This is a genomic window from Sphingobacterium anhuiense, assembly GCF_042686355.1.
In the GTDB taxonomy this organism is placed as follows: Bacteria; Bacteroidota; Bacteroidia; order Sphingobacteriales; family Sphingobacteriaceae; genus Sphingobacterium; species Sphingobacterium anhuiense.
In genome coordinates this window covers 646,352-664,981 of record NZ_JBHUPE010000001.1, presented here as the reverse complement: position 1 = coordinate 664,981, position 18,630 = coordinate 646,352, and the positions used below count along the sequence as shown (strand labels likewise).

The 18,630-nt window shown below is 35.5% G+C and carries 14 protein-coding genes; 7 read left to right on the top strand and 7 right to left on the bottom strand.

The genetic code is table 11. The features are described from left to right. Positions 1-63: 63 nt before the first annotated feature. The 5 genes from ACFS6I_RS02920 to ACFS6I_RS02900 all read right to left on the bottom strand — a co-directional run bounded on the left by ACFS6I_RS02920 (position 64) and on the right by ACFS6I_RS02900 (position 4,904). Positions 64-1,428 carry a pyridoxal-phosphate dependent enzyme gene (locus ACFS6I_RS02920; RefSeq protein ID WP_380918073.1) on the bottom strand — a complete coding sequence of 455 codons (1,365 nt, stop codon included), beginning with the start codon at positions 1,426-1,428 and terminating at the stop codon, positions 64-66. A 46-nt stretch (positions 1,429-1,474) separates the two neighbouring features. Then, a complete protein-coding gene (locus tag ACFS6I_RS02915; RefSeq protein ID WP_021188870.1) occupies positions 1,475-2,293 on the bottom strand; it encodes an AMP nucleosidase in 819 nt (272 codons plus the stop codon). Between the two features lie 101 nt (positions 2,294-2,394). Then, positions 2,395-3,645 (bottom strand): ATP-dependent Clp protease ATP-binding subunit ClpX, encoded by a 1,251-nt coding sequence (clpX, locus tag ACFS6I_RS02910; protein WP_132773687.1) that lies wholly within the window; start codon positions 3,643-3,645, stop codon positions 2,395-2,397. A gap of 2 nt (positions 3,646-3,647) precedes the next feature. Then, positions 3,648-4,349, bottom strand: a complete 702-nt coding sequence (clpP, locus tag ACFS6I_RS02905; protein ID WP_132773685.1) for an ATP-dependent Clp endopeptidase proteolytic subunit ClpP — start codon at positions 4,347-4,349, stop codon at positions 3,648-3,650. 96 nt (positions 4,350-4,445) lie between these two features. Next, positions 4,446-4,904: a type I restriction enzyme HsdR N-terminal domain-containing protein gene (locus ACFS6I_RS02900; RefSeq protein ID WP_380918070.1), complete on the bottom strand. Its 459-nt coding sequence runs from the start codon at positions 4,902-4,904 to the stop codon at positions 4,446-4,448. 103 nt (positions 4,905-5,007) lie between these two features. Here ACFS6I_RS02900 and holA point away from each other — a divergent pair, with 103 nt between their 5' ends. The 6 genes from holA to ACFS6I_RS02870 all read left to right on the top strand — a co-directional run bounded on the left by holA (position 5,008) and on the right by ACFS6I_RS02870 (position 11,544). Next, positions 5,008-6,009 (top strand): DNA polymerase III subunit delta, encoded by a 1,002-nt coding sequence (gene holA / locus ACFS6I_RS02895; RefSeq protein WP_380918068.1) that lies wholly within the window; start codon positions 5,008-5,010, stop codon positions 6,007-6,009. A gap of 228 nt (positions 6,010-6,237) precedes the next feature. Further along, on the top strand, positions 6,238-6,855 hold the full coding sequence (locus tag ACFS6I_RS02890; protein ID WP_132843309.1) for a TetR family transcriptional regulator: 618 nt from the start codon (positions 6,238-6,240) through the stop codon (positions 6,853-6,855). Continuing rightward, complete coding sequence (locus ACFS6I_RS02885; RefSeq protein ID WP_380918065.1) at positions 6,845-8,149, top strand: TolC family protein; 1,305 nt, start codon at positions 6,845-6,847, stop codon at positions 8,147-8,149. The genes ACFS6I_RS02890 and ACFS6I_RS02885 overlap by 11 nt, the downstream gene beginning before the upstream one ends. Positions 8,150-8,161: 12 nt before the next feature. Beyond that, positions 8,162-9,253, top strand: a complete 1,092-nt coding sequence (locus ACFS6I_RS02880; protein WP_380918063.1) for an HlyD family secretion protein — start codon at positions 8,162-8,164, stop codon at positions 9,251-9,253. A 4-nt stretch (positions 9,254-9,257) separates the two neighbouring features. Beyond that, on the top strand, positions 9,258-10,841 hold the full coding sequence (locus ACFS6I_RS02875) for an MDR family MFS transporter (protein WP_021188462.1): 1,584 nt from the start codon (positions 9,258-9,260) through the stop codon (positions 10,839-10,841). A 244-nt stretch (positions 10,842-11,085) separates the two neighbouring features. Next, entirely contained in the window at positions 11,086-11,544 is a 459-nt protein-coding gene (locus tag ACFS6I_RS02870; protein WP_380918061.1) for a DoxX family protein, read from the top strand. A gap of 73 nt (positions 11,545-11,617) precedes the next feature. Here the strand turns inward: ACFS6I_RS02870 and ACFS6I_RS02865 are convergent, their stop codons facing one another. Further along, entirely contained in the window at positions 11,618-14,506 is a 2,889-nt protein-coding gene (locus tag ACFS6I_RS02865; protein WP_380918059.1) for a TonB-dependent receptor, read from the bottom strand. A gap of 682 nt (positions 14,507-15,188) precedes the next feature. On the opposite strand from ACFS6I_RS02865, the gene ACFS6I_RS02860 reads away from it, so the two are divergent. Next, complete coding sequence (locus ACFS6I_RS02860) at positions 15,189-16,784, top strand: discoidin domain-containing protein (protein ID WP_380918057.1); 1,596 nt, start codon at positions 15,189-15,191, stop codon at positions 16,782-16,784. A gap of 69 nt (positions 16,785-16,853) precedes the next feature. On the opposite strand, the gene ACFS6I_RS02855 is transcribed toward ACFS6I_RS02860, so the two are convergent. Continuing rightward, positions 16,854-18,479 carry an ABC-F family ATP-binding cassette domain-containing protein gene (locus ACFS6I_RS02855; protein WP_132773672.1) on the bottom strand — a complete coding sequence of 542 codons (1,626 nt, stop codon included), beginning with the start codon at positions 18,477-18,479 and terminating at the stop codon, positions 16,854-16,856. Positions 18,480-18,630 lie beyond the last annotated feature (151 nt).

Genomic DNA, 18,630 nt, shown 5'->3' with positions numbered 1-18,630 from the left:
CTTATCATAAAAAAAGCCTTATTGTTATTAACAATAAGGCTTTTTTTATACAATTTTATTTAATTATGCTTCAGATATTGCATTGATAATATCATACTGTGTGATGATATTAATTTTTCCGAATTCATCTTCTACCAATACAGCTTGAGTATCTTTATTGATCAAAGCCGATATTTTATCAATCGATGTATTTAAGTCAACAAAGGGAAAGGGTTTTGTCATCACTTCTTGTACTGACGAGGATTTCAGAGATGGATTTTCTAAAAGAGCATTCAAAATATCAGACTCTGTTATTTTTCCGACCACCATTCCCTGCTGTGTTACAGGTATTTGAGAAATATTCAGTGTTTTCATGAAGTTGAACGCTTCAAAGACGGTTTGTTCAACATCTGCTGTTACAATTGCTTGCTCACCTCTTCTTTTTAAGATACTTTTTGCGTTGAGTTTCTCATCTTCTAGAAAGCCACGTTCTCTTAACCAATCTTCATTATACATTTTCCCCATATAACGCGAACCGTGATCATGGAAGATAACGACAACAACATCATTTTCTTTTAAGCGATCTTTTAATTGAATAAGACCTGCTAATGCTGATCCAGCTGAATTTCCGGCAAAAATTCCTTCCTTACGAGCCAGTTCTCTCGTCATTAATGCAGCATCTTTATCGGTAACTTTTTCAAAAAGATCAATTAAACTAAAATCAACATTTTGCGGTAAAAAATCTTCACCGATACCTTCTGTTATGTAAGGGTATATTTCATTTTTATCGAAAATACCGGTTTCCTTATATTTTTTAAATACCGACCCATACGTGTCTATTCCCCATACTTTAATATTAGGATTTTGCTCTCTCAAATATTTGGCTGTACCTGAAATGGTACCACCAGTACCAACTCCCACGACAAGGTGGGTGATTTTCCCTTCAGTTTGTTCCCATATTTCAGGACCAGTTTGTTCATAATGTGCCAGCGCATTTGAAGGATTGTCGTATTGATTGGCTTTCCAGCTATTGGGAACTTCGCGTTCCAGACGACTCGATACTGAATAATAGGAGCGTGGATCTTCAGGGTCCACATTTGTGGGACAAACGATCACTTCTGCGCCAAAGGCACGTAAAGCATCGACTTTCTCTTTGGATTGTTTATCTGTTGTGGTAAAAATACATTTATAGCCCTTGACAACAGCAGCCATGGCTAATCCCATACCTGTATTTCCAGAAGTTCCTTCAATGATTGTTCCTCCTGGTTTTAATAAGCCAGCTTGCTCTGCATCTTCAATCATTTTAAGTGCCATTCTGTCCTTAATCGAATTGCCAGGGTTACTGGTCTCGATCTTCGCTAGGATGGTTCCTTTTAAATCTTTGGTGATTTTGTTTAGCTTAACAAGAGGAGTATTTCCTATTGTTTCTAAAATGTTATTATACCACATAAATTTACTGTTTGTTTATGCAAAAATACCAAAAAATGTCTGTTTCCTAGAATTTCAAATGTTTCACAGTCAACCCATTATTTTTAAGTTGCTTAAGCGCATCAATGCCAATACTGATATGAGCATCTACATATTTCGCTGTTACACTTACATCACTATTAGCAGTCTTTACGCCTTCTGGAATCATAGGTTGGTCGGAAACAAGTAATAAAGCACCCGTAGGAATTTTGTTTGCAAACCCGACACTGAAAATAGTGGCTGTCTCCATATCAACAGCCATAGCACGTATCGTTTTTAAATATTTTTTAAAGTCTTTATCATGCTCCCATACCCGTCTGTTGGTTGTATAGACTGTTCCGGTCCAGTAATCTCTGGAGTGATCGCGAATAGTAGTTGATATTGCTTTTTGCAATGCAAATGACGGTAATGAAGGCACTTCAGCGGGGAAATAGTCATTGGATGTACCTTCTCCTCTGATGGCTGCAATTGGTAAGATGAGTTCTCCTACACCAATTTTTTTCTTCAATCCCCCTGTTTTTCCTAAGAATAAGACTGCTTTCGGTGCAATAGCAGACAATAGATCCATGACGGTTGCGGCCATCGGACTCCCCATACCAAAATTGATAATAGTGATTCCGCCTGCCGTAACACTTTGCATGGGTTTATCTTCACCATAAATAGGTGCATTGTCATGCATTTCAGAAAAAATAGTGACGTATTTTGAGAAGTTTGTTAATAAAATATAATTACCAAACTCTTCTAAAGGTCTTCCTGTATAACGTGGTAACCAGTTGTGAACAATTTCTTCTTTTGATTTCAGACCTGGTGTGATAGGGCTATCTACGTTTTTTTTACTTTTTGCCATAATTCATCAATTTAATAATTTAACCTATTTGAAGGAGGGCCGATGGGAAGAAATTTGTGCGGTCAAAAAAAATCCCCCGCGGTAAGCGAGGGATTTCTTATTTAAGCGACTTGCAATTTTTTGATGTCCGACTTTTCAAATTTTTTCGTCGCATATTCTAACGTAATATGCAGTTCTTTTTGATTCGTCTTTTCCTTTGACGTAGGAATTTCAAACATTGCGTCGAGCATAATAGCCTCACAAATACTTCTTAAACCACGAGCTCCAAGTTTAAATTCATCAGCCTTGTCTACGATAAAGTTGTAGACTTCGGTATCAAATTTTAATTCAATTCCTTCGTATTCAAATAATTTTCTGTACTGTTTGATTAACGCATTCTTAGGCTCTGTCAAGATACTTAATAGTGTCTCTTTATCCAATGGGTTCAAATACGTTAATACAGGTAATCTTCCGATTAATTCCGGTATTAAACCAAAACTTTTTAAATCCTGAGGTGTGATGTATTTATAAAGATTTTTTAAATCAATTTCTGCATCATCCTCATTCATTCTGTAACCTACTGTCTGTGTACGAAGACGATTAGCAATTTTCTTTTGAATGCCATCGAATGCGCCACCACAGATAAATAAAATGTTGCTTGTATTGACAGCAATCATTTTTTGATCAGGGTGCTTACGGCCACCTTGAGGTGGTACGTTAACAACTGTTCCTTCTAAGATTTTCAACAATGCTTGCTGAACACCTTCTCCAGATACATCTCTGGTAATAGAAGGGTTATCACTTTTACGTGCTACTTTATCAATTTCATCGATATAGATGATACCGCGTTCAGCTGCAGCAACATCGTAATCTGCCGCCTGTAATAAACGAGTTAATATACTTTCAACATCTTCACCGACATAACCGGCCTCCGTTAATACCGTAGCATCTACGATACTGAAAGGTACATTTAAAATCTTTGCTACCGTTTTGGCTAGTAAGGTTTTACCAGTACCGGTTTCACCTACAACAATTAAATTTGACTTCTCAATTTCAATTTCATCTTGATCAACTTTTTGATTTAGACGTTTGTAATGATTGTATACAGCAACAGAGATCACTTTTTTTGCGTCATCCTGCCCGATAACATACTGATCTAAATGTTCTTTTATCTCTAAAGGACGAATGAGTTTTAACGCAGTTTGTAATGTTTTACTCTTACGTTGTTTCAATTCTTCCGCTAGAATTTCGCCTGCTTGATTGATACAGCGGTCACAGATGTGAGCTCCATCTCCAGCGATAAGCATTTGGGCATCATTTTTACTCATTCCACAGAATGAACAATGAACGCCACTATTATTATTTTTAGCCATTATTATTTAATAATCTCCTTTTTAGGAAGTAAAATCTCGTCAATCATTCCAAAGTCTTTTGCTTCGGAAGCCTTCATCCAGTAATCACGGTCAGAAGATTTTTCTACCCATTCGTAAGTTTGTCCTGAGTGGTCAGCAATAATAGTGTAAAGTTCTTCTTTCAATTTCATCATCTCACGAAGATTGATTTCCATATCTGAAGCAACACCTTGAGCACCGCCGGAAGGTTGGTGGATCATAACACGTGAATGTCTCAATGCAGCACGTTTACCTTTTGCTCCGGCAACCAATAATACAGCACCCATAGAAGCTGCAATACCTGTACAGATTGTAGCAACATCTGGTGCGATATATTGCATCGTGTCATAAATACCTAAACCTGCGTAAACACTACCACCTGGTGAATTGATGTAGATCTGAATATCTCTTTGGGAATCTGTTGATTGTAAAAACAACAATTGTGCCTGAATGATATTTGCTACCTGATCGTTGATACCATCACCTAAGAAAATGATACGATCCATCATTAAACGTGAAAATACATCCATTTGAGCAACGTTTAATTGACGCTCTTCTACGATGTATGGAGTCAAGTTTGTAGGTGTGTTTACTTGCGCACGTGCAATAAATCCATCAACATGTTGACTTCCAATTCTGTGATGCTTGATTGCATATTTTCTGAATTCGTTTTTATCTATATTCATATTCTTTGTGATTCAAATTTATAAGACTAATATAAAACTATATTTTAAATAATAAATACTATATGCCATTTGTTTTACACATGAGTTACAATTCTCTTAAAGTTGATCATAACTCGGCAGCTCTTTTATAAAGGCAAATGATTTGTTTTCAAAATCAATTTTACAATAGTAATGCTGCAATCCATTGCTTACTAAGAGTAACGGGATTTTATGGATAGAATTGTAATTAGCGATCTGTTCGAAGGTCGCCTGTGTAATTTTTATATGTGGCGCCTTAAATTCAGCTAGTACTATCTTTTCTCCTTGATTATTAAAGATGATTAAATCACTTCGTTTTTGAAGGTCATTTAGTCGTAAGCCACCTTCTATCTTCATTAAGGACTTAGGATACTTTTTGTTGATATGGAGAAAGTGGACCCAATGCTGGCGAACCCATTCCTCCGGCGTTAAAACAAGCTTCTTTTTTCGTAAATCGTCAAAAATGAAAATGGTTTCATTTTCTTTTGTCAATTTCGCTGGATATGGCGGTAAATTTAACGGAATTGGGTTAAACATAGGACAAAGATACTAATTTTTGAATTATTCAAAATAGATGAGATATAGGATTCGGTTATTCAAATTTTACGGTTCGTCATTTTAGTTGTAATTTAGTGGCATCATGAATATCAGTCCTATTTTAACAGACATTAAAAAACGTAAATTTCAGCCGGTCTATTTATTGCACGGAGAGGAAAGCTATTTTATAGATGTCATAAGTGATGCATTAGAGCATACGGTTCTTAATGATGCTCAGAAAGGTTTTGATCAAACTGTACTTTACGGAAAGGATACTGATTTCTCGACAATTGTGAATGCTGCCAAGCGTTATCCAATGATGAGTGATCACCAGTTGATTATTATTAAAGAGGCTCAGGATCTGAAATGGAAGGATGACGAATTGCTTCTCAAATATGTAGAGCAATGTACAGTGAGTACGGTTTTGGTGTTTGATTATAAATATGGCAAGTTTGACAAACGTAAAAAATTATACAAAGCCATTGAAAAAAAAGGCCTTGTCGTAGAATCAAACAAACTTTATGATGATAAAGTAGCCGCATGGGTTATTTCTTATATCAAAGAACAGGGATGGAATATACACCCTCAAGCAGCTGCTCTACTGTCAGAATATTTAGGTACTGAACTTTCTAAAATTGTCAATGAGCTGAATAAACTGATGCTCAATGTACCAAAGGAAAGAGAAATTGTTGTGTCAGATATTGAACAAAATATTGGTATTTCAAAAGATTTTAATGTTTTTGAACTGAATACTGCTTTAGCGAAACGTAACGCATTTAAAGCATATCAGATTATAGATTATTTTGCCGCAAATCCAAAAAGTAATCCTTTAGTGTTAGTTCTAGGTAATATAGCTGGATATTTTACGAAGGTCTTAAAATATCATTATATTATTGATAAAAGCACAGCCGCTAAAGAGTTGGGTGTTCATCCTTTTTTTATGAAAGAATATGAACTTGCAGCACGTAACTACAATAGAAGAAAAACATTTACAATCATCGAAGCATTAAAAGATGCAGATTTAAAATCAAAAGGAATGAATGTAGGCGGTAATACGAGTACTAAAGATATCCTGACAGAATTGATTTTTACAATACTCAATTAGCAAATTTTACAGGAAATAACGATTTAAATCGATTCAATATTTTTATAAAAAACCTTTCTCATTTGTTTGAGGAAGGTTTTTTTTATGGAAAAACTAATGTAAATCAATGTTATTTATCTTATTTACAATGATATCGAATTAATGTTATCTTTTTGTAAATTTTAAATTAAACGCTTGTTTAAATTAAACGCTTGTTTAAATTTGCACACGGTTTTTAAAATCCCAATAATGGAATTCAGTGAAAAACAATTAGAAATATTGCATGTCGCAGAAAAGCTTTTTGCTACAAGTGGATTTGATGGTACATCTGTACGTGATATAGCACATGAAGCCCAGGTCAATGTCGCGATGATCAATTATTATTTTGGTTCTAAGGATAAATTGTTAGATGATCTTTTTACCTACCGGGTTGAAAAATTCAAGATGGATGAGAGTATTTTACAATTAACTATTCCTGTGATGGATATCCTTGACGAGATGGTGAAATCTTATATTAAATATATGAATTCTAGTCTGGCGATCTATCATATTTTGGCAATAGAAGCTGGAGTGAAAAAAAGGTTGATGCTTTCCGACTCCTATAAAAATTTAAAAAAGCACAATTTAAATGTCATTTCAAGTATTCTTCAAAAAGGAGTAGATGCTGGCGAGTTTCGATCAGGTAATGATCCAATCTTGATACATGCCACAATGATGGGGACGTTCATGAATTTTCAGATGAACAGATCTTTTCTAAAATCAGAATTAAATCTTACTACTGATGAGGAGTATAGTCAATATATGGAGTCAACTTTAGTAATCCACTTACAAAGAACGATTAAAGCTTTATTAACATATGAATATTAAAATAGGGAAGTTGGCACTCTTACTTTTCTGTCTACAGGGGGGGGCATTTGCGCAACAGGGTGATCCACTCACTTTGCAAGAAGTAATCCGTCTTGCTCAGACACAAAGTCTAGAAGCAAAAGCTTCAGAAACAAAAATTAAAGGAAGAAAATTGGAGCTGGATGCTTCAAAGAATAGTTTACTTCCTGACGCTAAGTTGAGCGGACAATATTTAGCAATGACTTCTCCGGATGTTAAACTTCGGATACCTGTATCATCATCTTCAGATCCGATGGATATTAAAGCTAATCAGTTAATGCTGGGACAGGCTTCTGTAAGTATGCCCATCTATACAGGTGGAAAAATTAAAAATAGTATCGCAGCAGCTGGCAATGCTGTGAAGATGGAGGAGTTCTCGGCTTTAGCGTTAAAAGATCAATTGGCAGAACAAGGTATTAGCTTGTATATCAATTTGTATAAAGCGCAACAGACTGCACTTTTAATGGAAGAAAATATTAAAAGATCTGAGCAGCGTGTGACAGATTTTAAAGCGATGGAGGCGAATGGGATCATTCCACGAAATGATCTTTTAAAAGCTGAATTGCAATTGTCTAATTATAAGGTTTCTCTTCAGGAAGCAAAAAAAAATGCGAATGTTTTAAATTACCAGTTGGTTAATTTTTTAAAATTAGATGAGGCAACTCAAGTTTCTGCGATCAATCTGGATGAGGCACCTGTAGTAGGAGATTTTTCTGATGTTCAAACCGCGTTGGCCAATAGAAATGAATTGAAAGCTTTACAGGCACAACATGATATTGCTTTGAATAAAGTTAATATTGAGAAATCTAATGCTTTGCCAAAAATAGCATTAACGGGTGGGTATGCTGCACTGGATGTACATAATTTGGTAACAGTGAAAAATGCGGTGAATGTTGGTGTAGGAGTTTCTTACGATATTGGATCACTTTATAAAAATAAGAAGAATGTCAATATCGCCCGTAATCAAGTAAGTCAAGTGGATGAAAATGTAGTTATTATGAACGACAAAATTAAAGTTCAGGTACAACAGGCGAATGAAAATTATCACCTAATGATTTCTCAAAATCAATTGTATACAGAGGCCGTAAATCAAGCGAATGAAAATTATCGTATTGTAAAGGATAAATATGATAATGGTGTAGCGGATACAGATGATTTATTAGAAGCGGATGTTCAACAGCTACAATCAAAAATTAATTTAGCGATTTCTAAAGCTAATACTGTAGAGAAATATTATGATTTACTTTTAGTAAATGGTCAATTAACAACAAAATAATTATAAATATCAATGGAAAATCAAGAAGAAAAGAAACCATCAAATAAGAAATTTGTCTTCATTCTTATTGCTCTTATCTTAGTTGGAGGAGGGTATGGTGGTTATAAATACATTCACAGTCAGTCGCATGAAACAACAGATGACGCACAGGTTGATAAAAATATGAACCCGATCATTCCTAAAGTAGGTGGTTATATTGCACAAGTATATGTAAAGGATAATGATATTGTTAAAAAGGGAGATACATTATTTACGATTGATACACAGGATTATCTGATAAAGGTAAAAGAAGCTGAAGCTGCTTTGTTGGGCGCAGAGGGATCTTTTGAAGTATCGAAAGCTGATGTAAATGCCACTTCTGCTAATGTAGCGATTTCTGATGCGACGGTTCGTTCTAATATTGGAAGTATTGATGTTGCGCAAATTCGTGCAGAACAAGCTCAAAATGATTTCAACCGGTATTCGAATCTTTATAATAACCATTCAATTACAAAACAGCAATATGAACAGGCTTTAACAACTAAGCTAGAGGCGGAGAAGCAAGTTGAGATTTTAAAACAACAGCGAAATGCGTCAAATTCACAACGTCAGGCTGTGCTGAGTAAAACAAATGTCGCAAGTAAACAAACAGCAGTAGCACAGGCTAATATTGAACGCGCTAAAGCAGCTGTTGACGCCGCTAAATTGAATCTTTCGTATACAGTAGTTACTGCTTCTGTAGACGGTCAGATTTCTAATGTAAAAATAAGACCTGGACAAATGGTTAATCCTGGAGCAGCATTATTTTACATTGTTGATAATCATGAGACCTGGGTTGTTGCTAATTTCAAAGAAACACAGATGAATGATATTCGAATTGGACAAAAGGTAGCAGTTACTGTTGATGCGTATCCAAACATCGAATTTGAAGGTGAAGTGAATTCATTTTCACCGGCAACAGGTTCTAAATTTTCTTTACTTCCTCCGGATAATGCTACTGGTAACTTTGTGAAAACAGTACAGCGTCTTCCTGTGAAGATATTATTAACGAAAGCTAACACAGCTGATCATATTGCTTTATTGCGTCCAGGAATGAACGCTGACGTTGACGTTCACTTAAAATAAGATTATGACAGCTACACTTGATCAGGATAGTCTCATTGAATATGGGTATCGGCGTGTCATCATCACCATTATAGCAGTTCTTTGTGCTTTATTGGAGATTGTGGATACCACCATCGTCAATGTTGCTCTCAATGATATGAAAGGAACATTGGGTGCGACGTTAACGGATATCGCTTGGGTCATTACAGCATATGCAATCGCGAATGTGATCGTGATCCCCATGACAAGTTGGCTATCGCAACAGTTTGGGCGCAGAAATTATTTTGCAGCCTCTATTATTATTTTTACGGTTGCTTCGTTTTTATGTGGCAATTCAACCAATATTTGGGAACTGGTATTTTTTAGATTTATACAGGGAATGGGTGGTGGAGCATTATTAGTTACTGCTCAGACTATTATTACCGAAAGTTATCCTCCGGCAAAGAGAAGTATGGCGCAGGCCATATATGGAATGGGGGTTATTGTTGGACCAACGCTAGGTCCTCCTCTAGGTGGTTATATCGTAGATCATTTCTCTTGGCCTTATATTTTTTATATCAATGTTCCTTTAGGTATTATTGCTGTTCTTTTGACGCTTACATTTGTTAAGAGTCCTAAATATGGTGAAAAACAAGCTGCTAAAGATGTGGATTGGTGGGGTGTGGTTTTCTTGATTATGTTTATTGGTTCTTTACAGTTTGTACTGGAACATGGACAGCAGGATGATTGGTTCTCCAATAGTACAATTGTTATCCTTTCGGTTACATCAGTTTTAGGATTACTGTTTTTCGTCTGGAGAGAGCTGACCTATGATCGGCCGATTGTTAATTTGCGGGTTTTAAAGGATAAAAATCTACAGGTTGGTGTCGTGATGAGCTTTATACTCGGTTTCGGCTTGTTCGGTTCGACATTTGTTATTCCGATTTACACCCAGTCTATTTTGGGATGGACAGCAACAGATGCAGGTTTACTGCTTATTCCGAGTTCGCTGATGACTGGTTTCATGATGCCTTTTATCGGTAAGATGATTCAGAATGGGGTTCCTCAGAAATATATGGTCGCGATAGGTTTATGTGTATTCTTTGGTTTTTCATTTGTGATGTACAGCCGTCTGACGAATGATACGGGAGCGGAACACATGTTTTGGCCTTTAATATTTAGAGGCGTGGGCTTAGGTCTCTTGTTTGTGCCAGTAATGACTTTATCATTGTCGACCTTATCGGGTAAAAGTATTGGTGAAGGAGCGGCGTTTACGGGGATGATGCGTCAATTGGGTGGTTCATTTGGTATTGCTTTGATTACGACATTTATTTCTCGCTTTAGTCAAAGCCATCGGGTTAATTTATTAGCTAATTTAGATCCAACTGATTTTGAGGTACAGCAACGTATCAATCAGATGCAGGCTAGTTTTATAGCTAAAGGATTTACCCCGAATGAAGCCTTAGGAAAAGCTTATCAATTATTAGAAGGTTCAGTCATGAAGCAGGCTACTGTTTTATCTTATATGGATGTGTTTTTATACATCGGGATATTATTCATAGCCTGTGTACCATTCGTGCTGATGATCAAACAAGGTAAGAACAAAGTGGATACATCAAGCTTACACTAAATAAGATAAAAACTTAAAAGAATAGAAACAGCCGTAAATATATATACGGCTGTTTTTTTTGTGAATAATTTCGGATTAATGTAAAAAAACAGATAAAAGTTTATCTGAAAAATAGTGCTAATGAAAAGAACTGAATTTACCAGATCATTTTGATTGTAACAAATCGTTAATTTATTTGTTTCTCAAGTGATGCACTTGTAAACTTAAAACAAGATTTAGATTAGGACAAACTAATGATCGACTTATGAAATTATTAATTATTCTTTTTACAGCTTTTTTTCTTGCCCTGATAGGCACAAAATTAGTCTATGGTTTTTGGGATTTTTTATTTGCAGGTAATCTTGGTATGACTGTTTTTATCATTTTCACTGGTTTGTCGCATTTTAGATTTCAAAAAGGTATGGTGATGATGATGCCAGATTTTATTCCTGCAAAATTATTTTTAGTATACTTAACGGGAGTACTCGAAATTGCCGCTGGAATCGGATTGATGATACCCTCATTAAGAGCAACCACTGCAATATTGCTCATTATCTTTTTTGTTGTCGTCTTCATTGCAAATGTTAATTCTTCGAGAAAGATGATCAATATTTTTAAAGCCGATTATACGGGGCCGGGGATGAATTATTTATATGCACAAAGACTTCCGATGCAGCTTATTTTAATAGCATGGGTATGGTATTTTGGGCTTTACTTAAAATAAAGTTTAAAAAAATCCTCCGTCATCGAGAGATGAGGAGGATTAAACCAATTATAATAGAAGGGGGGAGGGAATATTATTTCGTTAAGATGTTATCAAAAGTGATAGCCATATAGTATAAAGCGCCAAGTGTCGGTCCACCTGCATATTGTATATAATGATTGTTTAATATATTACTTCCACCAAGTTTAATAGTTGTTTTAGGCATCTTGTAACTAACCTGTGCATCGATATTATTATAAGCGGAGACACGGGCATTAACAAGCGGGCTTTCCCAGTCAAATGCATCCTGCCATTTCCAAACAAGATTAAAACCTACGTTTGGCAGAATCTGTCTATTTCCGAAAGATAGATTAGATGCCCACTTAGGAGTATTGAATCCGGTAACAAATAAATCAGATTCTTTATTTTTAGTAATATCACTGTAGTTAATATTGCCGGATACTGTATAGTTACCACTGAAGTTATAAGTAATACCAAGAGAACTTCCATAATTGTTGTAACTGTTTTTAGCATTCGTATAAACACGGTAACGGGTTTGTTTGGATCTATTACTAGCTAACATATCAATAACAGATGCATCTGTTGTGATCTTATCTGTAGATGGGACGGCGACTTCTACCTGACCTAAAAATCCATTATAGACATTGCTGTAAAGATCCCAGTCAATAGCTAGTTTGTTTTGAAACAATACCGCTTTATAGCCAATTTCGAAAGACTTGATACTTTCTGGCTCTGTTGCCTTTAAATTTGTAACAGCTAAAAGTCCCCGGTTTTTAAGTGCTGCATCATTAGCTGTCAATCCAGTTGCGACATCCTTGTTTACCGCTGCATTAAAACTATTTACGGATTGAAGGGTATATGAATTATCTAAGTATCCAAGTCCTTCATTGATATAGGACAAGCCTCCTACGCGACGTACATTTCCGTTATTGACAAATGATAGTGCTTCAAATAGAGCAGGAAAGCGATATCCATTTTGAAAAGATGCTCTTAGGTTATGTTTTTCCTTTAGGGTATATACTGCTGCAATCCTAGGATTAATTTTAGCTGAGAATTCAGGATTATAATCAACCCGTAATGATCCAAAAAGTTTTAATTTCTCATCCAGAAGAGATTTTGTAATCTGTCCAAAACCCCCAACTTTTTTGTAATAGACATTTTCACCAAAAGAACCATTTGACAAAGGCTGACTCCTGTCTGCTATAGGTCTTTTAAAATCCACAAAGTTGTTTCCGTCAGGAACCACTTCATAAATAGTCGCATCACCGCCTATTAATAAGTTGAAAATATTGATGTGTCGGCTTAAATCCCATTGTGCATTAACGTGGTAAGTTCTGCTCATTTGTTTCAATTGAGCACCACCTGTTGCGGTACCGGTTTTAACACCTGCATTCAAATGATCCCAATTATTGATTTTAGTAATGGTATTTTTTAGTTCATCAAAATCTTTTGTACCAGGTTCTACACGACCTTTGTCAGCTACTATTCTAGCATTTCTTAAAGCATCTGTTAAAGATATTCCTTCATTTAACTGTGTTTGCAATGAGTTTTTATAAAGATCTCGCCATGCATTATTAGATAAATGAGTCAGGTCTAAATTGTCTGCCAAAGGTTTAATATTGTAGGAGTCACCCGTGTTTTCAGTAGAAAGGTAGGTTTTTATAGAATAGTCATTTCCTTTTAATTCTAATTTATGATTTTGAACCTTTACATTATCCAATTGAATTTTATTTCCTCTTTGAAAGACGCCATCCATTTGACCAAATCGGTAGCTATAAGATAATTCCGCATTTTCAGTAAGGCGATAATGTAATGCGGCATCAAATTTTAAATTTTCAACTGTAGGCTTTGAAAGATCTTCCTCTTTGTAACCTGTACGTCTCACAATTAGAGATTGATTTGCTTTACCATTAATGTTCAAACCCGAAAGGGTCACAGCATTATTATTTTCGTCACCATAAATATTCCAGCCATCGTAGGCGGGGTTGTTACTTCCCGAAAGTTCTGGGAAGCTAGGGTTTGCTGTGTTTAATGTGTTTGGATTTTGATCCTGATAAGAATTAGACAACCAGTCTGTTCCTCTTAAATAGCTAAGATTGACTTTGAATGCAAATTTATTATTGAAAGATTTGGCAAAACGGACGGCATTCTCTGTCAAATTACTCAATTCTCGACCAGTACCGCCGGTATGATTTAGCCCATTTTTGGAGTAAACGCTTAATCCTTCGTATAAAAACGGATTTTTGGTCAATAGATTAGCCATCCCATTAATGGCATTCATACCATAAAGAGCGGAAGAAGCGCCAGGAGTTATTTCTATACTTGCAATATCCAATTCTGTGGGACCTATGGCATTACCTAATGGAACACCTAATGTCGCCGCTTGCATATCTACACCATCAGCTAACTGAACAAATCTAAAGTTGTTAGGGATATTGAAACCTCTAGTATTTGGAATTTTGAAAGTAATGCTTGAAGTGGTCATTTGAACACCCTTAACATTTTCTAGTGCATCATAAAAACTAGGGGCAGGTGATTCTCTAATAGCTCTGATATCTAATTTTTCAATTGAAACAGGAGATTTTAAGATACTTTCCTGTGTTCGTGATGCCGTGACTACCACTTCTTTTCCGAGAATCGTTTGCGTCAATAATGCTAAATTTAAGTTGGATTCTGGACCTGTTACTTCGTAAGTTTTTGTTTCAAAACCAACTCCAGATACTTTTAATGTAAAAGGATATTTTGCCTTTGTGTTGAGTTTAAAATCACCTTTGTTATTCGTTGATGTTCCGTTTACAGTTCCTTGAATTGTAATGGTAATTCCGGGCAAAGGTTCTTTTGTGTTCTGGTCAATAATATGACCGGTGAGTTCAATAATATTGGACCCTTGAGCAAAAGATGGAGTAGTTTTGGCCACCCCAATAATCGCGATGATAATAAAATTTAGTAATGTTCTTTTCATATTTAATATTAAATCTATCGATTTGGTAGACAAATATATTTTTTAGTTTTCATATTACAGCATTTATTTTTAAATAATAGTAATTATTAGTTTTTAACTATCTGTAATTGAGTGCTTATAATTTAATGTGAATGTTGTTTAAAGTTACGTTTAGAAAGGTTTTTTTTTAAAAATCAATATAAAATATTCAATCTTGATCTGTTAAAAATTTATGATTTTTTTCGTATAAAAGCTACCTGCAGTAATTATTTTCGTTTGATTATATCATTAACATCTTTCCGCTATATAAGAAAGATAAAAAGAATCACAATAATTTTTTTGGATGTAAGTAGGAGGCTGGAATAAAAAACAATCTAGCTATTAATGATTCAGGTTTTGAACACCTCTACTAGAAATTTAAATCTATTCTATGTTTACTTGCCTAAATGAATTATAAGCCACATTCACTATAAGAAAAATCAGTTTTATGACCTCATCGTTGATCAATTTGCTTGTAATTTTTCTTTAATAGTAATTAATATTTTGGTTGTGAAATAGTTTTTACTATGCTTTTGTTACAAATAGTATAGTTGATTGCGAAAAACAATCGTTTGCGTTAAGTAAAATATTATATTTTTTAAATAATTTTTTTTAAAATGATTTGTCTTTTATAAATTCGGTTAACACCATTATAACATAAAATATGAAGAATAAATCTTTTTACGTACTCTGTAGTATAGTGCTACTTACTGTATTCTCTTGTAAAGACATTACACAGGATTTGAGTAATTATGACAAGGATGAATCCGGTCTAGGAAAAAAGCAAGCGCTTAATTTGACTAATGAATGGCGCAACAATCCCTACAAATTAAATGTTGTTTACTTTGTGCCGAATGATTTGGATTCTATACCAAATTTCAGAAAGCGCTTGAGTAAGATATTACTCGATGCGCAGGAAATGTTTGCTTCGAACATGGACCGCGAAGGTTTTGGTCGTAAATCTTTTGGTTTGGATCTGATCAACGATTCTTTAATTAACATTATCTACGTTTCAGGTAATTTTGGAAAAGCAACTTATCCTTATGAGGGGGGGAGTGGCGCAGTGAAATCGGAAGTGGATGCTTACTATGCTTTAAATCCTTCTGCAAAGAAAAGTGAGCATAATCTGATTGTCATTCCTACTTACAATAGTGATCCGGCGAATCCAGGAGGTCCGCCATTTTATGGAACGGGTACCACATGTTATGCGCTGGACTATGTGAATTTAGACGCTAAAAATTTAGGAATAGGTGGCGATATCGGATGGAAAGCAACAGTATGGATTGGAGGAATGATTCATGAGCTAGGTCATGGTCTTAACGCTAGCCATAACCGCATGAATAAAACATTGGCTCCTACTTTAGGTACGGCATTGATGGGAAGTGGTAATTCGACTTATGGCATCTCTACAACTTCGCTGACACAAGCTACTACAGCAACATTTAATAATAGTCAAGTATTCAGTACAGTAACACGTACAGATTGGTACCAAGCAGCCTCTGTAGATATTACATCATTATCAGCTTCTGTAGCTAGCAATAAAATTATTGTTTCAGGTAAGTTTACAGCGACTAAGCCGGTGAAAGATGTCGTGATTTGGCATGATAGAAGTCCATATGGTGGCAATCAGGATTATGATGCTGTGCAATGGTCGACTAAAGTGATTGGCGTTGACAGCTTTAGATTTGAGTGCCCATTGGCGGATTTTTACGATTTAACTGGAGACTATCAGCTTCGTATTGGTTTTATGCATGAGAACGGTAGCCGGTCGACTTATAGTTACTTATATAGTTTTGTCAATAATCTTCCTGATTTGTCTAAAGTTGTTGTTCACAACTTGTTACCGACAACAGGCTGGTCAATCATAGCAGCTGATAGTCAAGAAAATGGTGCGCCTGCAAGCAACGTTTTAGATAAAAATAGAAGTACAATATGGCATACGCCTTGGTCGTCAGCTCAAACGCCACAGCCGCATTATTTTTCTGTGAATATGGGGGCTTTGAGATCTGTAAAAGGAGTCGCTTTTAGAAATCGGGATAACCTAAACGGGGCGATGAAGGATATTAATATTTACTCAAGTACAAATGGTACTAGCTGGTCGTTGGTAAAAACAGCTCAATTGATACAAGTGTCAGGAAGTTGGATCAATGTAGATTTTACATCGGTACTAAATACACAGTATCTAAAAATAGAGTCGACAAGTTCGTGGGGTAATTTCTTCTATTCACATTTAGCTGATTTTGGAGTTTATTCAAATTAATATAGATTATAAAAAAGAGAGGCCTTGATTATAACAATCAAGGCCTCTCTTTTTTATAGATAATAATTCTTATTTATACATTTCAGCACGCTGTGCCTGTACAACTTCACTATTAATATACTCATCGTAAGTCATCAACTTGTCGATGATACCTTTTGGCGTTAATTCAATAATACGGTTTGCTACCGTTTCAGTTAATTCGTGGTCACGAGAAGTGAATAACATGGAACCTTTAAAATCTACCATACCGTTGTTCAAAGCAGTAATGGATTCTAAGTCCAAGTGATTCGTTGGCTCATCAAAGATTAAGAAGTTTGCACCTTGAAGCATCATTCTGGAGAACATACAGCGCATCTTCTCACCTCCGGAAAGTACTGAACATTTTTTCAAGACTTCTTCTCCAGAGAACAACATCTTACCTAAGAAACCGCGAATAAATTGCTCATCAGCATCAGGGTTTGTTGTGTAATCTCTTAGCCAATCAACCAGATTTTCTGTTCTACCTTCGAAGAAAGGTGAATTATCCATTGGCATATCTGCAGGAGTGATCGTAATACCCCATTTAATATCTCCTTTGAAATCTTTGTCACGTCCTGTAAGGATATCATAGAATGCCGAAGTAATCAATGAATTTGCACCTAATACTGCAATTTTATCACCTTTGTTAATCATGAAGGTGATGTCTTTGAAGAAAACTTCGCCGTTAACTGTTTTGCTCAATCCTTCTACCTGTAAAGTTTGATCTCCTGGTTCTCTGTTCATGGTATTAAACATGATCGCAGGATATTTACGGTTAGAAGGCTTAATTTCATCAATGTTGATCTTATCTAAAGCTTTCTTACGTGAAGTTGCTTGTTTTGATTTTGATGCATTGGCCGAGAAGCGACGAATAAATTCCTGCAATTCTTTAACCTTATCTTCAGTTTTCTTATTCTGATCAGTACGTTGTTTCAACGCTAATTGAGAAGACTCGTACCAGAAAGAGTAGTTACCGGTATAGATGGTCATTTTACCAAAATCAATATCTACTGTATGCGTACATACAGCATCTAAGAAGTGACGATCATGGGATACAACTAATACGATAGCTTCATAAGAAGCTAAGAAATCTTCTAACCATGCAATTGTATTAATATCAAGATCGTTGGTAGGCTCATCGAGAATCAAAATATCTGGTTTACCAAATAAAGCCTGCGCCAATAAGACACGTACTTTTTGATTACCGTCAATTTCTGAAACTAATTTATAATGGAATTCTTCTTTAATACCTAAACTACTTAAGAGTGTTGCGGCATTTGATTCAGCATTCCAGCCGTCCATTTCAGCAAATAAGCTTTCTAATTCACCAGCGCGTTCGCCGTCAGCATCAGAGAAATCTTCTTTCATATAGATCGCATCTTTCTCTTTCATGATTTTGTACAGCTCATGATTACCCATCATTACGGTTTCCAAAACTGTAAATTCGTCAAAAGCATAGTGATCTTGGCTTAATACCGACATCCTATCGCCAGGTGTAAAAGCAACGGAACCTGTAGAAGGATCAATTTCTCCAGAAACAATTTTCAAGAAAGTCGATTTTCCAGCTCCATTGGCACCAATAATACCGTAACAGTTACCAGGCGTGAATTTTAGATTGACATCTTCGAACAATACGCGTTTACCGTAGCGAAGAGAAAGATTGGATACATTAATCATGTTGCAAAGATATGCTTTATTTCTCTCTTTTTTTAGAACATTTTTAAAGGTATTGTAAAGTAAAAGACATGTTATTCTTGATATTTTGATAACGATATAAAAATATCAATGACACTAAATGCAACGGATAACTACTATTTTTATATCAAAA

Excerpts from the sequence above, each read along its gene's own strand:
- ACFS6I_RS02920 (WP_380918073.1), bottom strand. The coding sequence starts at position 1,428 with ATGTGGTATAATAACATTTTAGAAACAATAGGAAATACTCCTCTTGTT.
- ACFS6I_RS02915 (WP_021188870.1), bottom strand. The coding sequence starts at position 2,293 with ATGGCAAAAAGTAAAAAAAACGTAGATAGCCCTATCACACCAGGTCTG.
- clpX (WP_132773687.1), bottom strand. The coding sequence starts at position 3,645 with ATGGCTAAAAATAATAATAGTGGCGTTCATTGTTCATTCTGTGGAATG.
- clpP (WP_132773685.1), bottom strand. The coding sequence starts at position 4,349 with ATGAATATAGATAAAAACGAATTCAGAAAATATGCAATCAAGCATCAC.
- ACFS6I_RS02900 (WP_380918070.1), bottom strand. The coding sequence starts at position 4,904 with ATGTTTAACCCAATTCCGTTAAATTTACCGCCATATCCAGCGAAATTG.
- holA (WP_380918068.1), top strand. The coding sequence starts at position 5,008 with ATGAATATCAGTCCTATTTTAACAGACATTAAAAAACGTAAATTTCAG.
- ACFS6I_RS02890 (WP_132843309.1), top strand. The coding sequence starts at position 6,238 with ATGGAATTCAGTGAAAAACAATTAGAAATATTGCATGTCGCAGAAAAG.
- ACFS6I_RS02885 (WP_380918065.1), top strand. The coding sequence starts at position 6,845 with ATGAATATTAAAATAGGGAAGTTGGCACTCTTACTTTTCTGTCTACAG.
- ACFS6I_RS02880 (WP_380918063.1), top strand. The coding sequence starts at position 8,162 with ATGGAAAATCAAGAAGAAAAGAAACCATCAAATAAGAAATTTGTCTTC.
- ACFS6I_RS02875 (WP_021188462.1), top strand. The coding sequence starts at position 9,258 with ATGACAGCTACACTTGATCAGGATAGTCTCATTGAATATGGGTATCGG.
- ACFS6I_RS02870 (WP_380918061.1), top strand. The coding sequence starts at position 11,086 with ATGAAATTATTAATTATTCTTTTTACAGCTTTTTTTCTTGCCCTGATA.
- ACFS6I_RS02865 (WP_380918059.1), bottom strand. The coding sequence starts at position 14,506 with ATGAAAAGAACATTACTAAATTTTATTATCATCGCGATTATTGGGGTG.
- ACFS6I_RS02860 (WP_380918057.1), top strand. The coding sequence starts at position 15,189 with ATGAAGAATAAATCTTTTTACGTACTCTGTAGTATAGTGCTACTTACT.
- ACFS6I_RS02855 (WP_132773672.1), bottom strand. The coding sequence starts at position 18,479 with ATGATTAATGTATCCAATCTTTCTCTTCGCTACGGTAAACGCGTATTG.